At 38.0% G+C, this 18482-nt stretch carries 13 protein-coding genes and 1 riboswitch; of the genes, 11 read left to right on the forward strand and 2 right to left on the reverse strand.

Annotated elements, in window-relative coordinates; translation table 11 throughout:
* The first annotated feature begins 157 nt into the window (after positions 1–157).
* The 4 genes from PI85_RS16330 (at position 158) to PI85_RS16345 (ending at position 4586) form a co-directional block, all read left to right on the forward strand.
* A complete protein-coding gene (locus PI85_RS16330; RefSeq protein WP_025115403.1) occupies positions 158–841 on the forward strand; it encodes a CAP domain-containing protein in 684 nt (227 codons plus the stop codon).
* A gap of 220 nt (positions 842–1061) precedes the next feature.
* On the forward strand, positions 1062–2495 hold the full coding sequence (locus PI85_RS16335; RefSeq protein ID WP_036125718.1) for a spore germination protein: 1434 nt from the start codon (positions 1062–1064) through the stop codon (positions 2493–2495).
* Positions 2492–3520 carry a GerAB/ArcD/ProY family transporter gene (locus PI85_RS16340; RefSeq protein WP_036125722.1) on the forward strand — a complete coding sequence of 343 codons (1029 nt, stop codon included), beginning with the start codon at positions 2492–2494 and terminating at the stop codon, positions 3518–3520. The genes PI85_RS16335 and PI85_RS16340 overlap by 4 nt, the downstream gene beginning before the upstream one ends.
* Positions 3510–4586 carry a Ger(x)C family spore germination protein gene (locus tag PI85_RS16345; protein ID WP_036125725.1) on the forward strand — a complete coding sequence of 359 codons (1077 nt, stop codon included), beginning with the start codon at positions 3510–3512 and terminating at the stop codon, positions 4584–4586. Before PI85_RS16340 ends, PI85_RS16345 begins: the two co-directional genes overlap by 11 nt.
* A gap of 40 nt (positions 4587–4626) precedes the next feature.
* Here the strand turns inward: PI85_RS16345 and PI85_RS16350 are convergent, their stop codons facing one another.
* On the reverse strand, positions 4627–5976 hold the full coding sequence (locus tag PI85_RS16350; protein ID WP_036125728.1) for an MATE family efflux transporter: 1350 nt from the start codon (positions 5974–5976) through the stop codon (positions 4627–4629).
* 170 nt (positions 5977–6146) lie between these two features.
* On the opposite strand from PI85_RS16350, the gene PI85_RS16355 reads away from it, so the two are divergent.
* A complete protein-coding gene (locus PI85_RS16355) occupies positions 6147–7223 on the forward strand; it encodes an undecaprenyldiphospho-muramoylpentapeptide beta-N-acetylglucosaminyltransferase (protein WP_036125730.1) in 1077 nt (358 codons plus the stop codon).
* A gap of 71 nt (positions 7224–7294) precedes the next feature.
* Here the strand turns inward: PI85_RS16355 and PI85_RS16360 are convergent, their stop codons facing one another.
* A complete protein-coding gene (locus PI85_RS16360; RefSeq protein ID WP_036125733.1) occupies positions 7295–7843 on the reverse strand; it encodes a GNAT family N-acetyltransferase in 549 nt (182 codons plus the stop codon).
* A gap of 540 nt (positions 7844–8383) precedes the next feature.
* On the opposite strand from PI85_RS16360, the gene PI85_RS16365 reads away from it, so the two are divergent.
* From PI85_RS16365 to PI85_RS16390, 6 genes are all read left to right on the forward strand, one after another.
* Positions 8384–10411, forward strand: coding sequence for a diguanylate cyclase domain-containing protein (locus PI85_RS16365; RefSeq protein ID WP_036125734.1), 2028 nt, complete (start codon positions 8384–8386; stop codon positions 10409–10411).
* 113 nt (positions 10412–10524) lie between these two features.
* Positions 10525–11202, forward strand: coding sequence for a response regulator transcription factor (locus PI85_RS16370; RefSeq protein ID WP_036125737.1), 678 nt, complete (start codon positions 10525–10527; stop codon positions 11200–11202).
* Positions 11199–12584, forward strand: coding sequence for a HAMP domain-containing histidine kinase (locus PI85_RS16375; RefSeq protein ID WP_036125739.1), 1386 nt, complete (start codon positions 11199–11201; stop codon positions 12582–12584). The genes PI85_RS16370 and PI85_RS16375 overlap by 4 nt, the downstream gene beginning before the upstream one ends.
* A 232-nt stretch (positions 12585–12816) precedes the next feature.
* Positions 12817–15642, forward strand: coding sequence for a 2-oxoglutarate dehydrogenase E1 component (locus PI85_RS16380; protein WP_036125741.1), 2826 nt, complete (start codon positions 12817–12819; stop codon positions 15640–15642).
* A gap of 91 nt (positions 15643–15733) precedes the next feature.
* Positions 15734–16990: a 2-oxoglutarate dehydrogenase complex dihydrolipoyllysine-residue succinyltransferase gene (odhB, locus tag PI85_RS16385; RefSeq protein WP_036125744.1), complete on the forward strand. Its 1257-nt coding sequence runs from the start codon at positions 15734–15736 to the stop codon at positions 16988–16990.
* 304 nt (positions 16991–17294) lie between these two features.
* A riboswitch (Lysine riboswitch) is annotated at positions 17295–17481 on the forward strand.
* A 118-nt stretch (positions 17482–17599) separates the two neighbouring features.
* Positions 17600–18457, forward strand: a complete 858-nt coding sequence (locus PI85_RS16390) for a transporter substrate-binding domain-containing protein (protein WP_008181228.1) — start codon at positions 17600–17602, stop codon at positions 18455–18457.
* Positions 18458–18482: the final 25 nt, after the last annotated feature.

The following is an 18482-nucleotide window of genomic DNA, read 5'->3' on the forward strand; positions in this document are numbered from 1 at the left end:
GTATTTCATAGATTGGTTAATCCTACTAAGAAATATAGCAAAAAAACCCCGATTTTTCGCGTATTTATTTCCGTGTTGGCGTAGTTAGCAGATGCTGGTAAGAATTTAACGAAAATTATCCTTTACGATTAATGGCATAGAAGGAGGAATTGCAAACATGAAAAAAACACTAACTGCAATTTGTGCAACATTTCTTTTAGCAGCTCCAATTCAAATAGCTTCTGCTGCTACAAATACAACAGAGGGGAATTCAGTAAAGCAAACAACAAACTGTAAAGTTTATTATAAATGGTCTAACAATCATAAATGGAATATTCAATTCCCGCAGGCATCTACACCATCTAAAGAGACGCCTACAACAAATAATAATACGGCAACTACGCCAAACAATAATCAATCATCACAAAACGAAAAACCGGCAACACCACCAACTAGCTCTACACCTTCAACAACAACTTCGGATGTGAACGCATTTGAACAAGAGGTAGTAAAATTAACGAACGCTGAACGTACAAAAGCTGGTTTATCACCATTACAAACGGATGATAAATTAATGGCGGCAGCTCGTGAAAAATCACAAGATATGCAATCTAATAACTATTTCTCACATACAAGTCCAACATTCGGTTCACCATTTGATCGTATGAAAGCTTTAGGAATCGCTTATAAAAGTGCAGGGGAAAACATTGCACAAGGTCAACGTTCACCACAAGAAGTAGTACAAGCATGGATGGACTCACCTGGTCACCGTGCTAACATTTTAAACGGGAAATTTACGCATATTGGTGTAGGTTACGTGAAATCAGGTAATTACTGGACACAACAATTTATTACAAAATAAGATATGTGTTAACGAAAATGTCTTATAAGTCTACTAGGCTTATAGGGCATTTTTTTATTGTATAAATGTCAAAGAGGGATGACAGGTAAAGCTAAAATAATTATTTGTAAAATGCCTAGGTAAAATCGTCGGGGCATCTTTTTTATGCCGGTGAATCCTGTTATCAACTTGTTTGAAATAAGAGAAAAATGCTTATACTCTCAAGTAGAGGAGGCGTTTTATGGATAGAGTGGAATATATGATGAAAAGCCTGCAAAAAGCATTCTACCATTCCTCTGATTTGACAGTCAGACAGGTAGATTGGCATGAAGGCAATACAGCTATTTTATGCTTTTACGCTTCTCTTGTAGATGCTAAGGAAGTTCAAAAAGTTTTAGATACAATTTATGCACGTTTAGATACAGCAAAGCCTTTTTGGAGTGAAACATTAATTACGACATTAGAAAATTTTTCATTACCCCTTGCGATTGAGCGAGTTTGTCAGGGAGAAACCATCGTTATCTTGCCTGATACAGGAAAAATGCTGGTGCTTACTATAGTGAATGAAGTTCGACGTAACCTCGAAGAACCGAGTAGCGAAAGTATTTTACGCGGTTCACATGAAGGTCTAATTGAGCGTGTGGATACCAATTTAGCGTTAATACGTAGACGTGTCAATAATCCTGCATTGGTCGTGAAATCATTTTCGATTGGCCAACAAACGAAATCAAAGGCGTATTATCTTTATATGGATGGGGTTATAAAGCCAGAGACATTACAAGAGATAGAGAAGCGGATTGCTGCTCTGCAAATTGATTATTTTTATAGCTCTGGTCAATTAAGTGATGCGCTGGAGGATTCTGTGTTATCTCCTTTTCCGCAATTGTTAAATACGGAGCATCCAGATCGGGTAGTAGCCAATTTAGTGGAGGGTAAGGTTGTGGTCATGACGGATATTTCACCGACCGCATTTATTGCTCCTGTCACTTTTTTTTCATTCTATCAGACGCCAGATGATTATAATGGTCGCGTTGTTGTCGGTTCTTTTTATAAAATTGTTCGACTTCTGTCGTTTTTAACCGCCGTTTTTTTACCAGCCTTTTATATTGCCATTATAAGCTTTCATTTTGAAGTGCTACCATTGGAATTAAGTAATCAAGTGAAAAATGACGTGAATGACATTCCTTATCGACCGCTAATTGAAGCATTGATTCTAGAGATTATTATGGAATTAATTCGAGAGTCCAGCATTCGATTACCACAATCGGTAGGGCAAACAATTGGAATCGTAGGGGGATTAGTCATAGGGGATGCTATCGTCAGTGCAGGATTAGTTTCTAATTTAATGGTCATTGTTGTGGCATTAACCGCTATTTCTAGTTATGTTGTCCCGTCAGTCGAGTTAAATAGTACTATTCGCATGATCCGTTTTCCATTTATGGTACTTGCCTCTTTGTTTGGTTTTTTAGGGATTGTCGTAGGAGTTGTCATTTTACTTATTCATTTAATTAATTTAACGTCTTTAAAACAGCCTTATTTTTCACCTATCATTCCTTTTCAACCGAAGGCAGTGCTTAAAATTTTTCTACGCTGGCCGTTTATTAAACCGACCGTGCAAGTGACATCGTTTCAACCACCAAAAGATGAGCAAACGAAAAACGAGGATACACCATGAATGTTTCCCTGACTAAGGCTCAGTTCTTTTTACTATTATTTATTTTTCAAACAGGAGTTGTCTACATCGCCTTTCAAACTCCGTTAATGATTTCCAGTAGAAATAGCTCATGGTTCATTTTTATTATAGCGAGTGCCATACATTATGGCCTACTCCTATTTTTTGAACGGTATTACTCGTATTTCTATTTAAATGCTTTCTTTCGTTGGGTATATCAAATCTATTGGCTACTAGTGACCGTTGTCTTTATTGCCTATATGAGCTTTGTTTTGGCATCGTGGGTGCTACCACAAACGCCCGAGTGGATTGTTGTTGTCATTATAGTAGCGCTTTCGTTATATGCCAACTTAAGTAGACCAGAAACGGTTATCAATATTGGTGTATTACTCATTCCTCTTATTTTTCTATTTGTGATTTTTCTCATGCTAGCCATACCAGATTTAACGTGGAGTAATCTTTTTCCGATTGAATGGAATCATACAAAACAAATAGTAGCTGGCCTGATTCATAGTATCTATGCCTATTTTGGCATTGAAATGTACCTTATTTATCGCCCATTTTTACAAAAAGAGTTACAAGTAAAGGGAAGACCCTTATTGACCTATCAGCTAGTCATATTCGTCTTTTACTTTATTTCGGTACTTTTTACGCAAATGTTTTTCTCTTTGGATGAAATTAATCTCATACCAGAACCCATTATGTATATTTTAAAATCACAGGAAGTCACATTTGTGAAACGACTTGATATTTTTTTCGTTTATATTTGGCTTTCCTGGTCGATAGTTACTATTATGATTTATGGGCTATCCTTCCGAGTGCTTCATTTTATGAAACAACAGAAACATCCGAAAAGAAGTGTTATTGTGTATCATCTTTTCCTAGCCATTCTACCGCTTTTTGTTCTGCATTTTCGAAGCATAGAGTTTATCAAAAATTCTTTACACTACGTATTCATCTTCTTTACTATTTTATTGCCTATCGTCATAATTGGTTGGAATAAATGGAGGGGAAAAAGTGTTTCGTAAAGGAATCATAATGGTCCTGTCGATGTTATTGCTAGCTGGCTGCTGGGATGAAAGACTATATAAAAATTCTTCCGTTGTAACGCTTGTTGGGATAGAAGGTTATGTTGGAGCGTATAAAGGATATTATGCCTACCCAACTTCAATGACTCAAGAAACGGAAATTATCGAGGCTGAAGGATTATCACCTCGTGAAGTGCGGACAAATGCTAATTTAAAAGTGGAGCAAACACTTGATTTATCGGAGCTATCAACAATTCTGATTTCTGATCGTACGGCGAGGGAGTCCATCTATGAACTGTTGGATATATATTTTCGGGACCCTCAAAATCCTATATCAATCAAAATCGCGCTTACTGAAGGTGATGTTAAACCGTTTATAGATTTGACAAAAGATCTTGCTGGTAGCGCGGGGAGCTATTATCAGCGATTTATCGAAAGTTCAGAGGATAATACCTATTTTCCAAAGATCGATTTGCAAGTAGTGGGTTCTATGCTTTTGGATCAGACCATTGATATTGCTCTGCCTTATTTTCAACTTAGTGAAGATAAAAAGCATGCGGTGGCAGGGGGCTTAGCTATATTTTCTGGACGAAGCTTTACCGGCACTGTCTTAACACCATCCCAATCCTTAACGATGCTGCTATTAATGAATCAAAAAAGTAAAGCAGCACGAATGAGCTATCTGTGGCAAAATGATGGGAAGGTCAATCCAATTACAGTTGATGTGTTAAAGGTGAAGCGTAAATGGACTGTTAATGAGGAATTACGAACAATAGATATGAGTTATACCATTGATGTGGAGGTTGAAGAATTTCCGCACGATCATTTATATAAGGATGAAATCTTTCAGGACGTACAACAAATGATAGAGGAAAAAATGCAAGCTGAGTTTGAGGAAGTGTTGCGGATTCTTCAAAATCAAAAGTCTGATACATTAGGGGTTGGTCGTCATATTCGGGCGTATCATCCAAACATGTTTAAAGAAGATTGGCATACCGAATTCTCCTCTTTATTACTGAAACCGAAAGTGGAGGTAAAAATCATTCGAACAGGAGTTTTACGTTAAAAAAATCGCCTTTCCTAGAACAAAGGAAAGGCGATTTTTATTAGGCAACAGTCACTCTTTTTTGAACCAGTAGCAAGCGAATCAATAGTGTAGCAGCGCCAGTAGTCAATCCTGCAACGAGTCCAATCCAATAGCCAAAAGGCCCTAAATCTGTGTGGGTCGCAAGCAAATAACCAACTGGTAAACCAATTACCCAGTAAGAAATAATGGCCATAATAAATGTTATCATCACATCTTTATAGCCTCTTAAAGCTCCTTGCACAGGGGCTTGGATAGAATCGGATAGCTGAAAAATAGCGGCAAATACTAAAAATTGCACAGCATATTCAATTACGTTGCTATCTGTCGTATACATATGCGCAACAGGTTCACGCAAAATAAAGAGTATACAAGCAGAAATAAAGCTAAAGACGATGGCAGTACCAACACAAAGATAACTATATGTACGTGCATCCCGCATGCGACCGGCACCAATCTCAAAGCCTACTAATATCGTGACACCCATTGAAATGCTTAGGGGGACCATATAAAGGAGGGAGGTGAAATTAATCGCAATCTGATGGGCTGCGATGATGGTTGTGCTAAAATTACTCATCATCATTGTGACGGCCGAAAAGATACTTGTTTCTGCGAAGAGTGAAATGCCAATCGGTACACCAATTAGCAAAATTTCCTTCCATTGCAGCCATGAAGGCTTGCGCCAATTGTGAAACATCCGGAAGCGTTCGAAAGGCACTCGTTTTGCGATAATCCAAGCAGTAATTAAGAAAATCAGCCAGTAAGTAATGGCTGTGGCTACACCTGCTCCAATCCCACCAAGCTCGGGTGATCCGAATTTTCCGAAAATAAAGATGTAATTTAATACGATATTTATCGGTGTTGTCATTAAGGTAATGATCATCGTGACACGTGTTTGTCCGAGTGCATCAATGAAGCAACGCATAACAAAAAATAAAAATAGTGGTAAAAGGCCCGCGCACATCGCATAGATGTAGCCCTTTGCTATAGTATGTACAGATGTTTCTAAGCTCATCTTGCTAAGTATCCAATCGATGCCAAAGAAAAGTCCAATGAAAATAATGATGGACAGTGTAATGGCTACATAAATGCCTTGCTGAACAGCCTTTTTAGCATCCATTTCCTTTTTTGCCCCTACAAGCTGGGAGACAATCGGTGTAATGGCTAGGAGAATGCCAGATAGTCCAGTATAAATCGGCATCCAGATGGAGGAACCAATCGATACACCAGCTAAATCCGCCGTCCCATAGCGACTTGACATTAACACATCAAAAAAAGAAACGAGGTAGATAGCTACTTGGGTTACTAAAATAGGGATGATCATTTTTAAAAGTAGTGCGTATTTTTCTTTCAAAGTGGATGTTTGATACATGTATGATACTTCCTTCATTAACATAATGAACAAGTATAGCATATGTAAAGAGAGAAAAGCTGAAAATTTATTGCTTCATCTATATCTTTTCGTCGGCATATAGTAAAATAGAACACTGTACACAAAAAGTAGTCTACCTACAATGTTTTTTAAGGAATAGGAGAATTCATGTGAAACAACAAACAATCATTTTAACCGGTGGTGGGACAGCTGGCCATGTATCGTTAAACCAAGCGATACTCCCGTCTTTACTTGAACTAGGTTATGATGTCCACTATATTGGCTCAGAACAAGGTATTGAAAAAGAATTGATTGGCGAGGCGTTCCCTAACGTGCCGTTTTATGGCATTGCAAGTGGTAAGTTGCGTCGTTACTTTTCGATGAAAAATTTTACAGATCCATTTAAGGTGCTTGCTGGAATGATGCAGGCTTTTCGTATTATCAAAAAAGTAAAGCCGCAAGTTGTATTTTCAAAAGGGGGCTTTGTGTCTGTCCCTGTTGTCATGGCAGCCAAGCTGGCGGGTGTTCCAGTCGTAATCCATGAATCAGATGTGACACCTGGGCTTGCCAATAAAATAGCTTTACCTTTTGCTTCTCATGTGTTTACCATTTTTGAAGAAACACTGAAGCATTTACCAAGTGACAAAGCAACTTGTACAGGTTCCATCATTCGCCCTGAGTTGTTGAGAGGGGAAAGAGCAAAAGGATTAGCATACTGTGGCTTTACAACATTAAAGCCTGTTTTACTTGTCATGGGTGGTAGCTTAGGCTCAGTTGTTCTGAATGATGCCCTTCGAAAAAATTTACCAGAGCTGTTAAAACAGTTTTACGTGATTCATTTATGTGGAAAAGGAAACTATGATGAGTCGTTAGAATCATTGTCCGGCTACAAACAATTTGAATATGTGACGACGGAGCTGCCTGATTTAATGCATGCAGCAGACTTTATTGTGTCTCGAGCGGGATCAAACTCTATTTTTGAGTTTTTAGCACTTCATAAACCAATGCTTTTGGTGCCTTTATCTGCCCAAAAAAGTCGAGGGGACCAAATATTAAATGCCAATTTATTTAAAAAGCAGGGCTATGCAGAAGTGTTACAGGAAGAAGCTTTAACAAAGGAATCCTTTATGAAGTCTGTTTATACACTAACAGGGCGTAAAGAGGAAATGGTTGAAACGATGTCCAAAACTCAAAAACCAAAAACGCCTGACGAGATGGCGTCATTAATTTTGAACTATCAAAAATAAAAGTCATTAAAAAAGCTATGAGGGATGTCGATGATGACAACACCTCATAGCTTCTTCTTATATTAATAGGCTTACATTGCTTGCTCTTCGCCTTCTTGCATTTGATAAGCAGTTGTTAAGTAGAATAAATCCTTTGGAATTTTAAATAAATCAAATTGTGCCATACCACTATTTACTTGAGCTAACAAAGTTGGATGACTTTCATTAGCGCTCACAACATAGGGTAATTTTAACGCAGCACGCTGTGATTTTATATTTTCAACACGAATACGGAGGAATACCGTATGGAAATTATAATCAAAAAATAACTCATTCAAAAAAAGCATTTTTGCCTTTTGATTGTAACCTTTTCCTTGGTAAGGGAGTCCAATCCACGTTCCTAAAAAACCTGCACCGTCCTCAACATCGTGTATACTAATGGTGCCGATTGGTTGACCCCAGTCATCAGTGATGGTCCTCGAGATAGCGAGTCCTCTCGCTTCCTCTTCGATCAGTTGCTTTGTCATAAACCAGTATTCATCAGCGGATGTGGCTTTCTGACGGACAAAAGGGAATACAGAAGGGTGTGATAATAGTTCATAAAGCTCTGTACATTCATGCAGGTCTCGATGTTTAAGCATACGAAACGCCTCCTTTACTAGGGTAGTTAAAACAATTCCGTTGAAGCATAAAGAAGAAAACTAAAATTCGTACTGGAATTAAAACCCAAAGAACTAGACGTTATAACTATGATATTCCATAATCTCCCGCTGTCTTACTGATTTCGACCATACCGAAAAAAGACTAGTTTTTTAAATATAATATAACATGCTAGCTGTTTCATGCAATCATTTTGCACATAAAAAACAAAATTTTAAGTTTAATAGTCAGTAAATTCTGATAAATTAATGGAAATATTCAATTTATTTTCCATATTTAAAATTAAGTAAATTCTATCACTTTTATCTATAATTAATCAATTTTGTGAATCTTTAGTAGTATATTTTTATGTTTAAATAGCTAAATTATCAAAAATATCCTTAAAAGGATATAATTTATCTAATTCTAGAAAGGTAATTTTTTATTTTTATGTTATAATAGTAGAATTAGTTTTTGCGTATAATTAAGCATATACATAGTTTTTTATTATGATGGCAATGGCCTTTTCTGGAGGTGACAGTATGGAGTATCTTTTAAGCGAAGATTTTTTTAATGAATTATTTATTGGTAATGATTTTGTTTTTCTTATGAAAAAAGTAGAGGAAGATTTTCAATATATTCGCTTAAACAATGCAGCTCGAGAACTGTTATCGATCGATGTAATTGGAAAAATGCTTTCCTCCGTTACCTCGAATCGAAATTTTTCGATCATTCAGAAAAACTATCATCATGCAATTGCAGAACATATACAGGTTGACTATGTAGATTATGCGTATGTGCAGTCGGAGGTTCGTAAATATGAAACAACTGTACGCCCATTGCACTATAACCAGGAAGACTATGTTTTAGCAATTACCAAGGAAATTCACTATGATCGTAGTATTGAAGATAAATTTTTGTTTATGCGGTCCATGTTCGACCATGCCTTTTTTTCGACCGTTGTGCTATCAGCTGAAGGTATGATTTATGAAGTGAATTCAAGCTTTATGGAAGATTTTCAATTAGATAATGAAGCCGTCAAACAAAAAATGTTTAGTGATTTACCGATTGTTCCACAAGAAGAAGTGCAGCAAATTAAATTGTATTTACAACAAGCGGCTAGAGGAGAAAACGTTGATGGAAAGTTTGTAAAATTGCTGACGTTGGACCAGCAAGAACGCATGTATTTACTGTCACTATCACCTGTCATGCAAGAGGATAATTCCTTTGCAATCTTTCTTATTATGCAGGATTTCACACAGTTCACCTTGCAAAAGGCAGAACTACGGTCGAAATCTCATGGCTTTGAAGTGTTTAAGTCGGCATTAAATTCAGCTACGGCCATCGCTATTTTAGATAGTGCGGGCCATATTTCAGAAGTGAGCGAGATGTTTTTACAAGCTTCAGGTTACACGGAAGAGGAATTAGTTGGGCAGTCTTATGCGTTACTTAAGCCTCGGTACCAAACACAAAATTTTTTACAATTACTCAATGACAAACTTGCTAGTGGAGAGATCTGGCGGGGAGAGCTGTGCTATCGCACAAAATACCATGCTGATTATTGGGTGGAGGCAACCATTGTTCCATTAAAAAATGAATTTGGTCAGATTGAACAAATTTTAACCATTAACTATGATATTACAGACAAGAAAAGAATGTTCACAGAATTAAAAAATATTGAACGTACCTTCCGTCTCATTACGGAAAATACGAATGATTTAATTGTTATTACAAATGAGGATGGAATCATTATTTATACGTCACCATCCTATGAAATATATTTAGGCTATGAAAATGCGGAGCTACAAGGTCAGTTTTACAGTGCCATTATTGATACAGAAAGCCAGCATGAATGGCAAACATTTTTAAATAACTTTACTGGTCAAACAGATACCCAGTTCGAACTTTTACTGAAAGCAAAGAACGGCACACCTATTTGGACAGAAGGGAATGTCACGGTGGTCCATGATCCTGATCGAGAAAAAGTTTCTCAAATTATGATGGTGTCCCGTGAAATTACCCATCGTAAAGAGAGGGAAAATGATTTGCTTTATCTGGCCTATCATGATTCTTTAACACAGCTCCCTAATCGCCGTTATTTACAAAATGAGTTTCCTACAATATTGGCTGAGGCCGACGAAAACAATGCAAGTGTAGCGATGCTTTATTTGGATGGGGATGATTTTAAAGCTGTCAATGATCGCTTTGGCCATGATACAGGGGATGCGTTTATTCAGAGCTTTGGTCACGCTTTAAGCAAAACCGTCCGAAGTCATGATATCGTTATCCGCATAGGAGGCGACGAATTTCTTGTCATCCTAACAGGTTTAACGAGAGAAATGGATAAAAGGCATAGTCAAATTATGCATATTATTCGTCGCATTCGTGATGAATTAGCAGCGGGCTGGATGATTGAGGATCATCAGTTCACACCAACAGCTTCAATAGGAATTTCATACTATCCAGATCATGCCCAAACGTTGGATGAATTAATGGATTTGGCTGATCAAGCTTTATATAAATCAAAAGAAGCTGGGAAAAATAATCTCTTTATTTCGGAAGCTCATTAAAAAAGTCTGTCCACAAGTTAATCCTTGTGAGACAGACTTTTTATTTGATGTTATGCTATAACAGTATAGGGATAAAAATCCTGCATCGTTATTTCGGAATAGAAGGTGATTATGTGCCTAAGAAAATATTAGTAGTGGAAGATGAAAAGCATATTGCACGTTTTGTCGAGCTAGAGCTACAGCATGAAGGCTATGACGTGACAGTTGCCTTTGAAGGGCGTGAGGGGCTATCTTTGGCAACAACAGAGGCATTTGATGTGCTATTGCTTGACGTGATGCTACCGGGCATCAATGGTATTGAAATTTGTCGGCGGGTTAGGACACAATCTCAAGTGCCTATTATTTTAATAACGGCAAGAGACGCTGTTATGGATCGTGTAGCTGGCCTAGATGCTGGAGCAGATGACTACATCGTCAAGCCATTTGCGATCGAAGAACTATTAGCAAGAATTCGAACGATTTTACGTCGTGCAACAACGCAAGAGCCAGCAAATAGTGAATTTTTAAGTTTACGTGATATTGAGATAGATATCGCAGCCTACGAAGTTTTCGTGCAAGGGAATAAACTTGACCTCACAAAGACAGAATATGATTTACTGAAACTACTAATCGAACACAAAAATAGAGTTTGTACACGCGAGCATATACTAACATCTGTATGGGGCTACGATACAGATATAGAGACCAATGTGGTAGATGTGTATATACGTCATTTACGGACGAAGCTCCCAGGTGATACGAATGCCTATATTGAAACGGTTCGAGGGGTTGGGTATGTGATGCGGGAATGAACAAGTTACTGATGTATCTCCGTCGTCAATCTCTGCAGAAAAAATGGATGCTCACATCGAGTAGTGTAATTTTTATAAGCTATACGATTATTTGCGTGGTTGTTTATATTTCTCTCCATACATGGCTTTTAAATGATGAGGAAAGCAAGGTTGAACGGACTAGTAGGGATATTATTTCATTTTTACAATCACAGGGACCGGATATTACGATTCAACAAATCCAACAAAATACTGGTTTGCTCAAATCGATTGTCGATCGAGATGAAACTGTTAGAATGTTTAATGCGGACGGTGTGGATATTTTGCGTATCAATAATACTTCAGATGCTGCACCTCTTAGCTCCATGCAGGAGATTTTTGAGACGACCATTAATAAGCAGGACGTACTGGTCATGAATGAACCAATACGACTAGGTTTTTTTCAAGGGTATGTTCAAGTTGTCCATCCGCTCAACGGTTTTCAATCGCTCATGCATTATTTATTAACAGCTATGCTCATCGCTGGTCTTGGGGCATTAGTGTTATCAGGCACTATTGGGTATTATCTAGCCAATTATTTAATGAAGCCATTGCGTGAATTACGTGCTTCCATGAAAATGGTGATGGATCAAGGCTTTAATGAGCCTATACAGCTAACCTACACATCACACGATGAAATTGGTGATTTGTTGAAAATGTACAATGCCATGATGAATGAACTGCAAATTTCATTTACTCAGCAGCAACAATTTGTCGCAGATGCTTCTCATGAGCTTCGTACGCCAATCCAAGCTATCGAAGGCCATCTTTCTCTGCTAAAAAGATGGGGCAAAAATGATCCAGCTATTTTAGATGAGTCGATCGATACTTCCTTAACAGAAATTGCTCGCATGCGTAAAATGATTGAGGAGTTATTAGAGCTTGCAAGACGTGAGGAAAAAGATGAGATGAGTGAGGCAAATGCACTATCGGTGATTGAGGCTGTTATCGATGAAATGAGGCTTGTACACCCCAAAGCGCGAATTTTGCTGTCGAAAAATGATGAAATGGGTCTTTTATTTATAACTGAAAATGCACTAAGTCAAATCATTCGTAATATAATAGAAAATGCAATTCGTTATTGTGAAAAAATTCCTGAGATACAAATTTCTATTTCAGTTGCTGGAAATTATGCATGTTTAGAAATTGCTGATAATGGTATAGGAATAGCAAAAGACAATATTCCTTTTATCTTTGATCGTTTTTATCGAGTGGATGAGGCAAGAAACCGTCAAATTGGTGGAACTGGCTTAGGATTAAGTATTTCGAAGATGTTGCTTGAAAAATATAATGCGACGGTAGAAGTCAAGAGTGAGGTTAATATTGGAACCGTTTTCTCATTAAAGATCCCGCTAAAATATTAAGAAAAATGCACGCTTTATTTCATTATTCTATCCTTTGCGAAAAAAATTGCTTAATTTGCTAAAAAGAGTTGTATTTTTTGTGAAGAGTAGTAAGATTGAGATGGAAAAAACGTTCTTTAAAATATGGAAAAGTAGTGTAAAACATTCTTTTAAAGAACGGCTAAATATTATATAATTAATTGCAATTTAATTAATGGAACTGCCGAAAGGCAAAATTTGGAGGTCATTTTTCATGTCGAACAACGTTACAACTGTAAGTTCTCCATGGTCAGCTTTCTCTGGTCCTAACCTAGGATATGTGATGGAGCAATACGACTTATTCTTACAGTCTCCTGAAGAAGTAGAACCGGAGTTAGTTTCTTTATTCCAACAATTTGGTGCACCAGTAGTAGTAGAAGGTGAAGTAGCTGTAGCTAGTCATACAGCAGCGGCTCCTGCTGGCGATTACAAAAAAGTGTTAGCCGCTGTGAAATTAGCCGATGCAATCCGTTCACGCGGTCATTTAGCAGCAGATATTTATCCTCTGAAAAACCGTGAACTACAAACAGCTCAAATTGAAGAAAGCGCGTTCAACTTAAGCGCTGCAGATTTAGCTGAAATTCCTGCAGCAATCTTCTTCAAAGATGTGCCAGCAAACGTGAAAAATGGTAAGGATGCAATTGACTATTTAAAAGCTATTTATACAAATAAAGTAGCGTTTGAATATGAACATGTAGTAGCTACAGAAGAACGTAATTGGATTCAAGCACAAATTGAATCTGGCTCTTTCCAACAAGCACTTTCTTCTGATGAAAAGAAAGCCTTATTAGATCGTTTAACGCGTGTTGAAAATTTCGAGAAATTTATCCATAAAACATTTGTAGGACAAAAGCGTTTCTCTGGTGAGGGCTTAGATACGCAAATTGTACTATTTGATGAAATCATTAAAACTGCAGAAGCGCTAAGTGTTGAAAAAGTACGTATTGGTATGGCACACCGTGGTCGCTTAAATGTTTTAACACATATTTTAAATAAACCTTATGACATGATGTTCTCTGACTTTGCACATGTATCAAATGATTTATTTATTCCAGAAAATGGTCGCCTTGAAATTACAAAAGGGTGGACAGGTGATGTGAAATACCATATGGGTGCTTCTTATAACCGTGATTCAGGTATGAATGTAAAGCTTGCATACAACCCATCACACTTAGAAGTAGGCAATCCAGTAGTTCTAGGTGCTACACGTGCAACGCAAGATGACACTTCAAAACCAGGTCAAGCGATTCATGATCGCACAAAAGGCTTAGGAATTCTTGTGCATGGTGATGCAGCATTCCCAGGTCAAGGTATCGTAACTGAAGTATTAAACTTCGCTAAAACTGAAGGATTTACAACAGGTGGTACTATTCACATTATCGCGAACAATATGATCGGCTTCACGACTGAACAATATGATTCTCGTTCTTCTGTTTACTCTTCTGACCCAGCAAAAGGGTATGAAGTACCAGTAGTACATGTGAATGCAGATAGCCCTGAAGCAGTGGCACAAGTTGGTCGTTTTGCAGCTAATTACCGCCAAAAATTCGGTAAAGATATTGTCGTTGATTTAGTTGGTTACCGTCGTCATGGTCATAACGAAACGGATGATCCAACGGTTACAAACCCAGAAACTTATAAATTAGTATCTAAACACGAAACTGTACGTTCATTATATGGTGCTGCACTTGTAACTGAAGGTCTTGTATCAACTGAAGATGTAGCTGCATTAGATACAGCTATTTATGCAGAAATGCAAGCGGCTTATGATCATGTAAAAGAAATGGCTTCAAAAGATGAGCATCATCAATTAGAAATGCCAGAAGAGTTAAAAATTGAATTCCCACAAATTGATACAGCAGTTGGAGCAGAACGTTTAGGTAAAATTAACGAAGAGCTTCTAGTGTTTGAAGAAAACTTCGAGCCACAGAAAAAGCTTGGCAAAATTTTAGAAAAACGTCGTGACGCATTTGCATCTGCGAAAATCGACTGGGGTCATGCGGAAACTTTAGCTTATGCAACAATTATCCAAGATGGCACACCAGTACGTTTCACAGGTCAAGATGCACAACGTGGTACTTTCTCACAACGTCACTTAGTGCTTCACGATAAAAACAATGGTAATGTCTTTACACCACTTCATCATATTTCTGGTGCAAGTGCATCCTTTTCAGTGCACAACTCACCACTGACTGAAGCAGGGGTAGTTGGCTTTGAATATGGTTACAACCTAGAAAACGGCCATGTATTAACAGTTTGGGAAGCACAATTTGGTGACTTCGCGAATATGGCACAGGTAATGTTTGATAACTTCATTTCAGGGGCACGCTCTAAATGGGGTCAAAAATCTGGCATGGTGATTCTATTACCACATGGTTATGAAGGCCAAGGTCCAGAGCACTCTTCAAGCCGTATGGAACGTTATTTACAAATGTCAGCAGAAAATAACTGGTTTGTAGCAAACTGTTCAAATGCAGGTAACTACTACCACTTATTACGCCGTCAAGCAGCGTTATTAGGCACTGAAGGTGTACGTCCACTTGTGGTTGTATCACCAAAATCATTATTGCGTCACCCATTAGCAGCAGCTAATGCTGAGCAATTAGCAGATGGTTCATTCCAAGAAGTGATTGAACAACCTGGTTTAGGTACAAAAACAGAAGCTGTAGAGCGTATTGTATTAGGTACTGGTAAAGTGATGATCGATTTAGCAGATCGCGTGAAAGATGGAGAAGGTTTCGATCACGTACACATTGTTCGTGTAGAACAACTTTACCCATTCCCAAAAGAGCAAGTTGCTGGTATTATTGCTAAGTATCCTAATGCAAAAGAAATCGTATGGGTACAAGAAGAACCTAAAAACCAAGGCTCATGGAATTATGCACTAGAAACATTATATGAACTTGCAGAAGGTAAAAAGCTTCGCTATGTAGGTCGTCCTGCAATGAGCTCAACTTCTGAAGGGGATGCAGATTCTCATAAAGCAGCTCAATCATCACTTATTGAAGAAGCTGTTGCTGAGCCAGTAAAGGTTAAATAATAACATATAAATATTGATAGCTGGGCTACTTGCCCATAAGCAGTAGCCCTTTTATGTGCGTCATGCACGTTAATCAAAGGAGGAAATGAAAGTGGCTGAAATTAAAGTCCCTGAATTAGCAGAATCGATTACAGAAGGTAGTATCGCACAGTGGGTTAAAAAAGTGGGCGATCGCGTTGAAAAAGGTGAATTCATCGTTGAACTTGAAACAGATAAAGTAAACGCTGAAATCATTTCTGAAGAAGCAGGTGTATTAACACAAATTTTAGCTGAAGAAGGCGATACTGTACTAGTTGGTCAAGTTATTGCTATCGTAGAAGCAGGCGAAGGCGCAGCTGCTGCACCAGCAGCGGCGGCACCAGCTGAAGCAGCTCCAGCTCCAGCAGCGCCACAAGCGGCTCCTACAGCACCAGTTGCAGCAGCTCCTGTAGTAGAAGAAACTTCTGGTGAGCGTGTGATCGCATCTCCAGCGGCACGTCGACTTGCACGTGAAAAAGGCATCGATCTTGCAGCGGTATCTCCAGTAGATCCACAAGGCCGTGTTCGTGTACAAGATGTATCAGCACATGGTACAGCACCAGCAGTAGCAGCACCTACACCAGTAGCAACTACAGGTGGCCCAGTTGTATTCACACCAGCAGCTAATTCTGACCGTGTAACAATTGAAAAAATGAGCCGTCGTCGTCAAACAATTGCCAAACGTTTATTAGAAGTTAAACAATCAACAGCAATGTTAACAACATTCAACGAAATTGACATGACAAACATCATGGCACTTCGTAAACGTAAACAAGAAGAATTTGTTAAAGCAAACGACATCAAACTTGGTTTCATGTCATTCTTCACAAAAGCTGTTGTTGCAGCACTGAAAAAATACCCATATGTAAACGCTCAAATCGTTGGCGATGAATTACATTTAAATAACTTCTTTGATATCGGTATTGCAGTATCAACTGAAGAAGGTTTAGTAGTACCAGTTGTACGCGATGCAAACAGCAAAAACTTCGCAGAAATCGAAAAAGATATCGCTAGCTTAGCGACTAAAGCTCGTGAGAAAAAACTAGGCTTAAATGACATGGCTGGTGGATCATTCACAATCACAAACGGTGGTGTATTCGGTTCATTAATGTCAACACCAATTATGAACGGTACTCAAGCTGGTATTTTAGGTATGCACTCAATTGTTAACCGCCCAGTTGCGGTAAATGGTGAAGTTCAAATCCGTCCAATGATGTATGTAGCACTTTCTTACGATCACCGTATCATCGATGGAAAAGATTCTGTAGGATTCTTAAAAACAGTTAAAGAATTAATCGAAAACCCTGAAGATTTATTATTAAATTCATAATTCCTTTAAACCCTGTAAACTTTGTTTTACAGGGTTTTTTTCTTGGTTTTCTGTATCACTAAAGTCTTTAGTGATTTTGAAAATACGAAACTATTTACTTAGAATAAAAACCATTGATCGTAAAAATTTGTGGTTTTCCGGCGGATATATTGACAAAAATACATAGATTATCAATGGATAGGTCAAGCATAATACCCTAATATTGGCATTAGTCAGAAAAATGATAAAACTCTCTTGACGTACATACTAGTTTTATAGTAGTATCTAAATATCAATTAAATAAACAAACCTCACTAACATATAACAGTGAGGTAGAGGCGCGGTATTTATTAGTTCATTGTTGAGTACAAGCAAACAAAGACGCAATGAAGAAGGAAATATCGCCGAAGTATAAAAGGAGCTCGTACTTTTATGCTGGGTCTGCAGTGAATAAGTGCAGGACTGTCCTAGTAAATTCAATTCCAAGTTTACTAGGTTGTGCTATCTCGGAAACATGGAATACTAGTGAGGATTTGGGCAACTGTCATAAAAGGTAAGACCTAAGTTCACAAAACTTAGGTCTTTTTTCGTACAGTTGTCTTATTTTTTTACAGAAAAGGGGAGTTTTACATGAAAAGAAAATGGCTGTTAGTAATGATCTCTATCATGACGGCAATTGTGCTAGCTGCATGTGGCACAAGCGACAAAAAAGAAGGCAGTTCAGGAGAAGCTGGCGCAGATAAGGAAGAAGGCGGCGGTGAATTCCGAATTGGAATGGAGGCTGGCTACCCACCATTCAACTGGACACAGCAAAATGATGCAAATGGCGCGGTGAAAATTGCAGATAATGCAGAGTATGCAGGCGGTTATGATGTACAAATGGCGAAAAAAATTGCTGAAGGCTTAGGCAAAGAATTAGTGATCGTTAAAATGGAATGGGACGGCTTAGTACCAGCGCTACAATCAAATAAAATTGATGCAATTATCGCGGGCATGTCGCCAACAGAAGAACGTAAGAAAACAATTGATTTTACTGAAAACTACTATACTTCTGATTTTGTCATGGTTATTAAAAAGGGCAGCAAATACGAAGGGGTCAAATCGATTCAAGATTTTTCTGGCGCAAAAATTACATCACAACTTAATACATCCAATTACAATGTGATTGATCAAATCAAAGATGTTAATAAACAAACGGCAATGGAAAGCTTCCCAGCTATGCGTGTAGCTTTAGAGGCAGGCAAAATTGACGGCTATGTTGCAGAACGTCCAGAAGGTATTTCCGCAGCTGCTGCCAACGATAAATTCACATATGTAGCATTTGAAGAGGGCTTCGATACGGATCTTTCAAATACGTCAATTGCTGTAGGCTTACGTAAAGAAGATGCGAATCTTGATAAAATCAATGAAATTCTAAAAGGAATTTCTGAAGATGATCGTCAAGCGATTATGGAAGAAGCTATTTCTCAGCAACCAGCAGCACAATAAAAAAATGGCACGGACTAGTGGCTAG

The organism is Lysinibacillus sp. A1, assembly GCF_000801965.1.
Classification (GTDB): domain Bacteria; phylum Bacillota; class Bacilli; order Bacillales_A; family Planococcaceae; genus Lysinibacillus; species Lysinibacillus fusiformis.

Coding starts and splice junctions, on each gene's coding strand:
- PI85_RS16365 (WP_036125734.1), top strand. CDS start 8,384: ATGGAGTATCTTTTAAGCGAAGATTTTTTTAATGAATTATTTATTGGT.
- PI85_RS16335 (WP_036125718.1), top strand. CDS start 1,062: ATGGATAGAGTGGAATATATGATGAAAAGCCTGCAAAAAGCATTCTAC.
- PI85_RS16390 (WP_008181228.1), top strand. CDS start 17,600: ATGAAAAGAAAATGGCTGTTAGTAATGATCTCTATCATGACGGCAATT.
- PI85_RS16340 (WP_036125722.1), top strand. CDS start 2,492: ATGAATGTTTCCCTGACTAAGGCTCAGTTCTTTTTACTATTATTTATT.
- PI85_RS16375 (WP_036125739.1), top strand. CDS start 11,199: ATGAACAAGTTACTGATGTATCTCCGTCGTCAATCTCTGCAGAAAAAA.
- PI85_RS16380 (WP_036125741.1), top strand. CDS start 12,817: ATGTCGAACAACGTTACAACTGTAAGTTCTCCATGGTCAGCTTTCTCT.
- PI85_RS16330 (WP_025115403.1), top strand. CDS start 158: ATGAAAAAAACACTAACTGCAATTTGTGCAACATTTCTTTTAGCAGCT.
- PI85_RS16360 (WP_036125733.1), bottom strand. CDS start 7,843: ATGCTTAAACATCGAGACCTGCATGAATGTACAGAGCTTTATGAACTA.
- PI85_RS16350 (WP_036125728.1), bottom strand. CDS start 5,976: ATGTATCAAACATCCACTTTGAAAGAAAAATACGCACTACTTTTAAAA.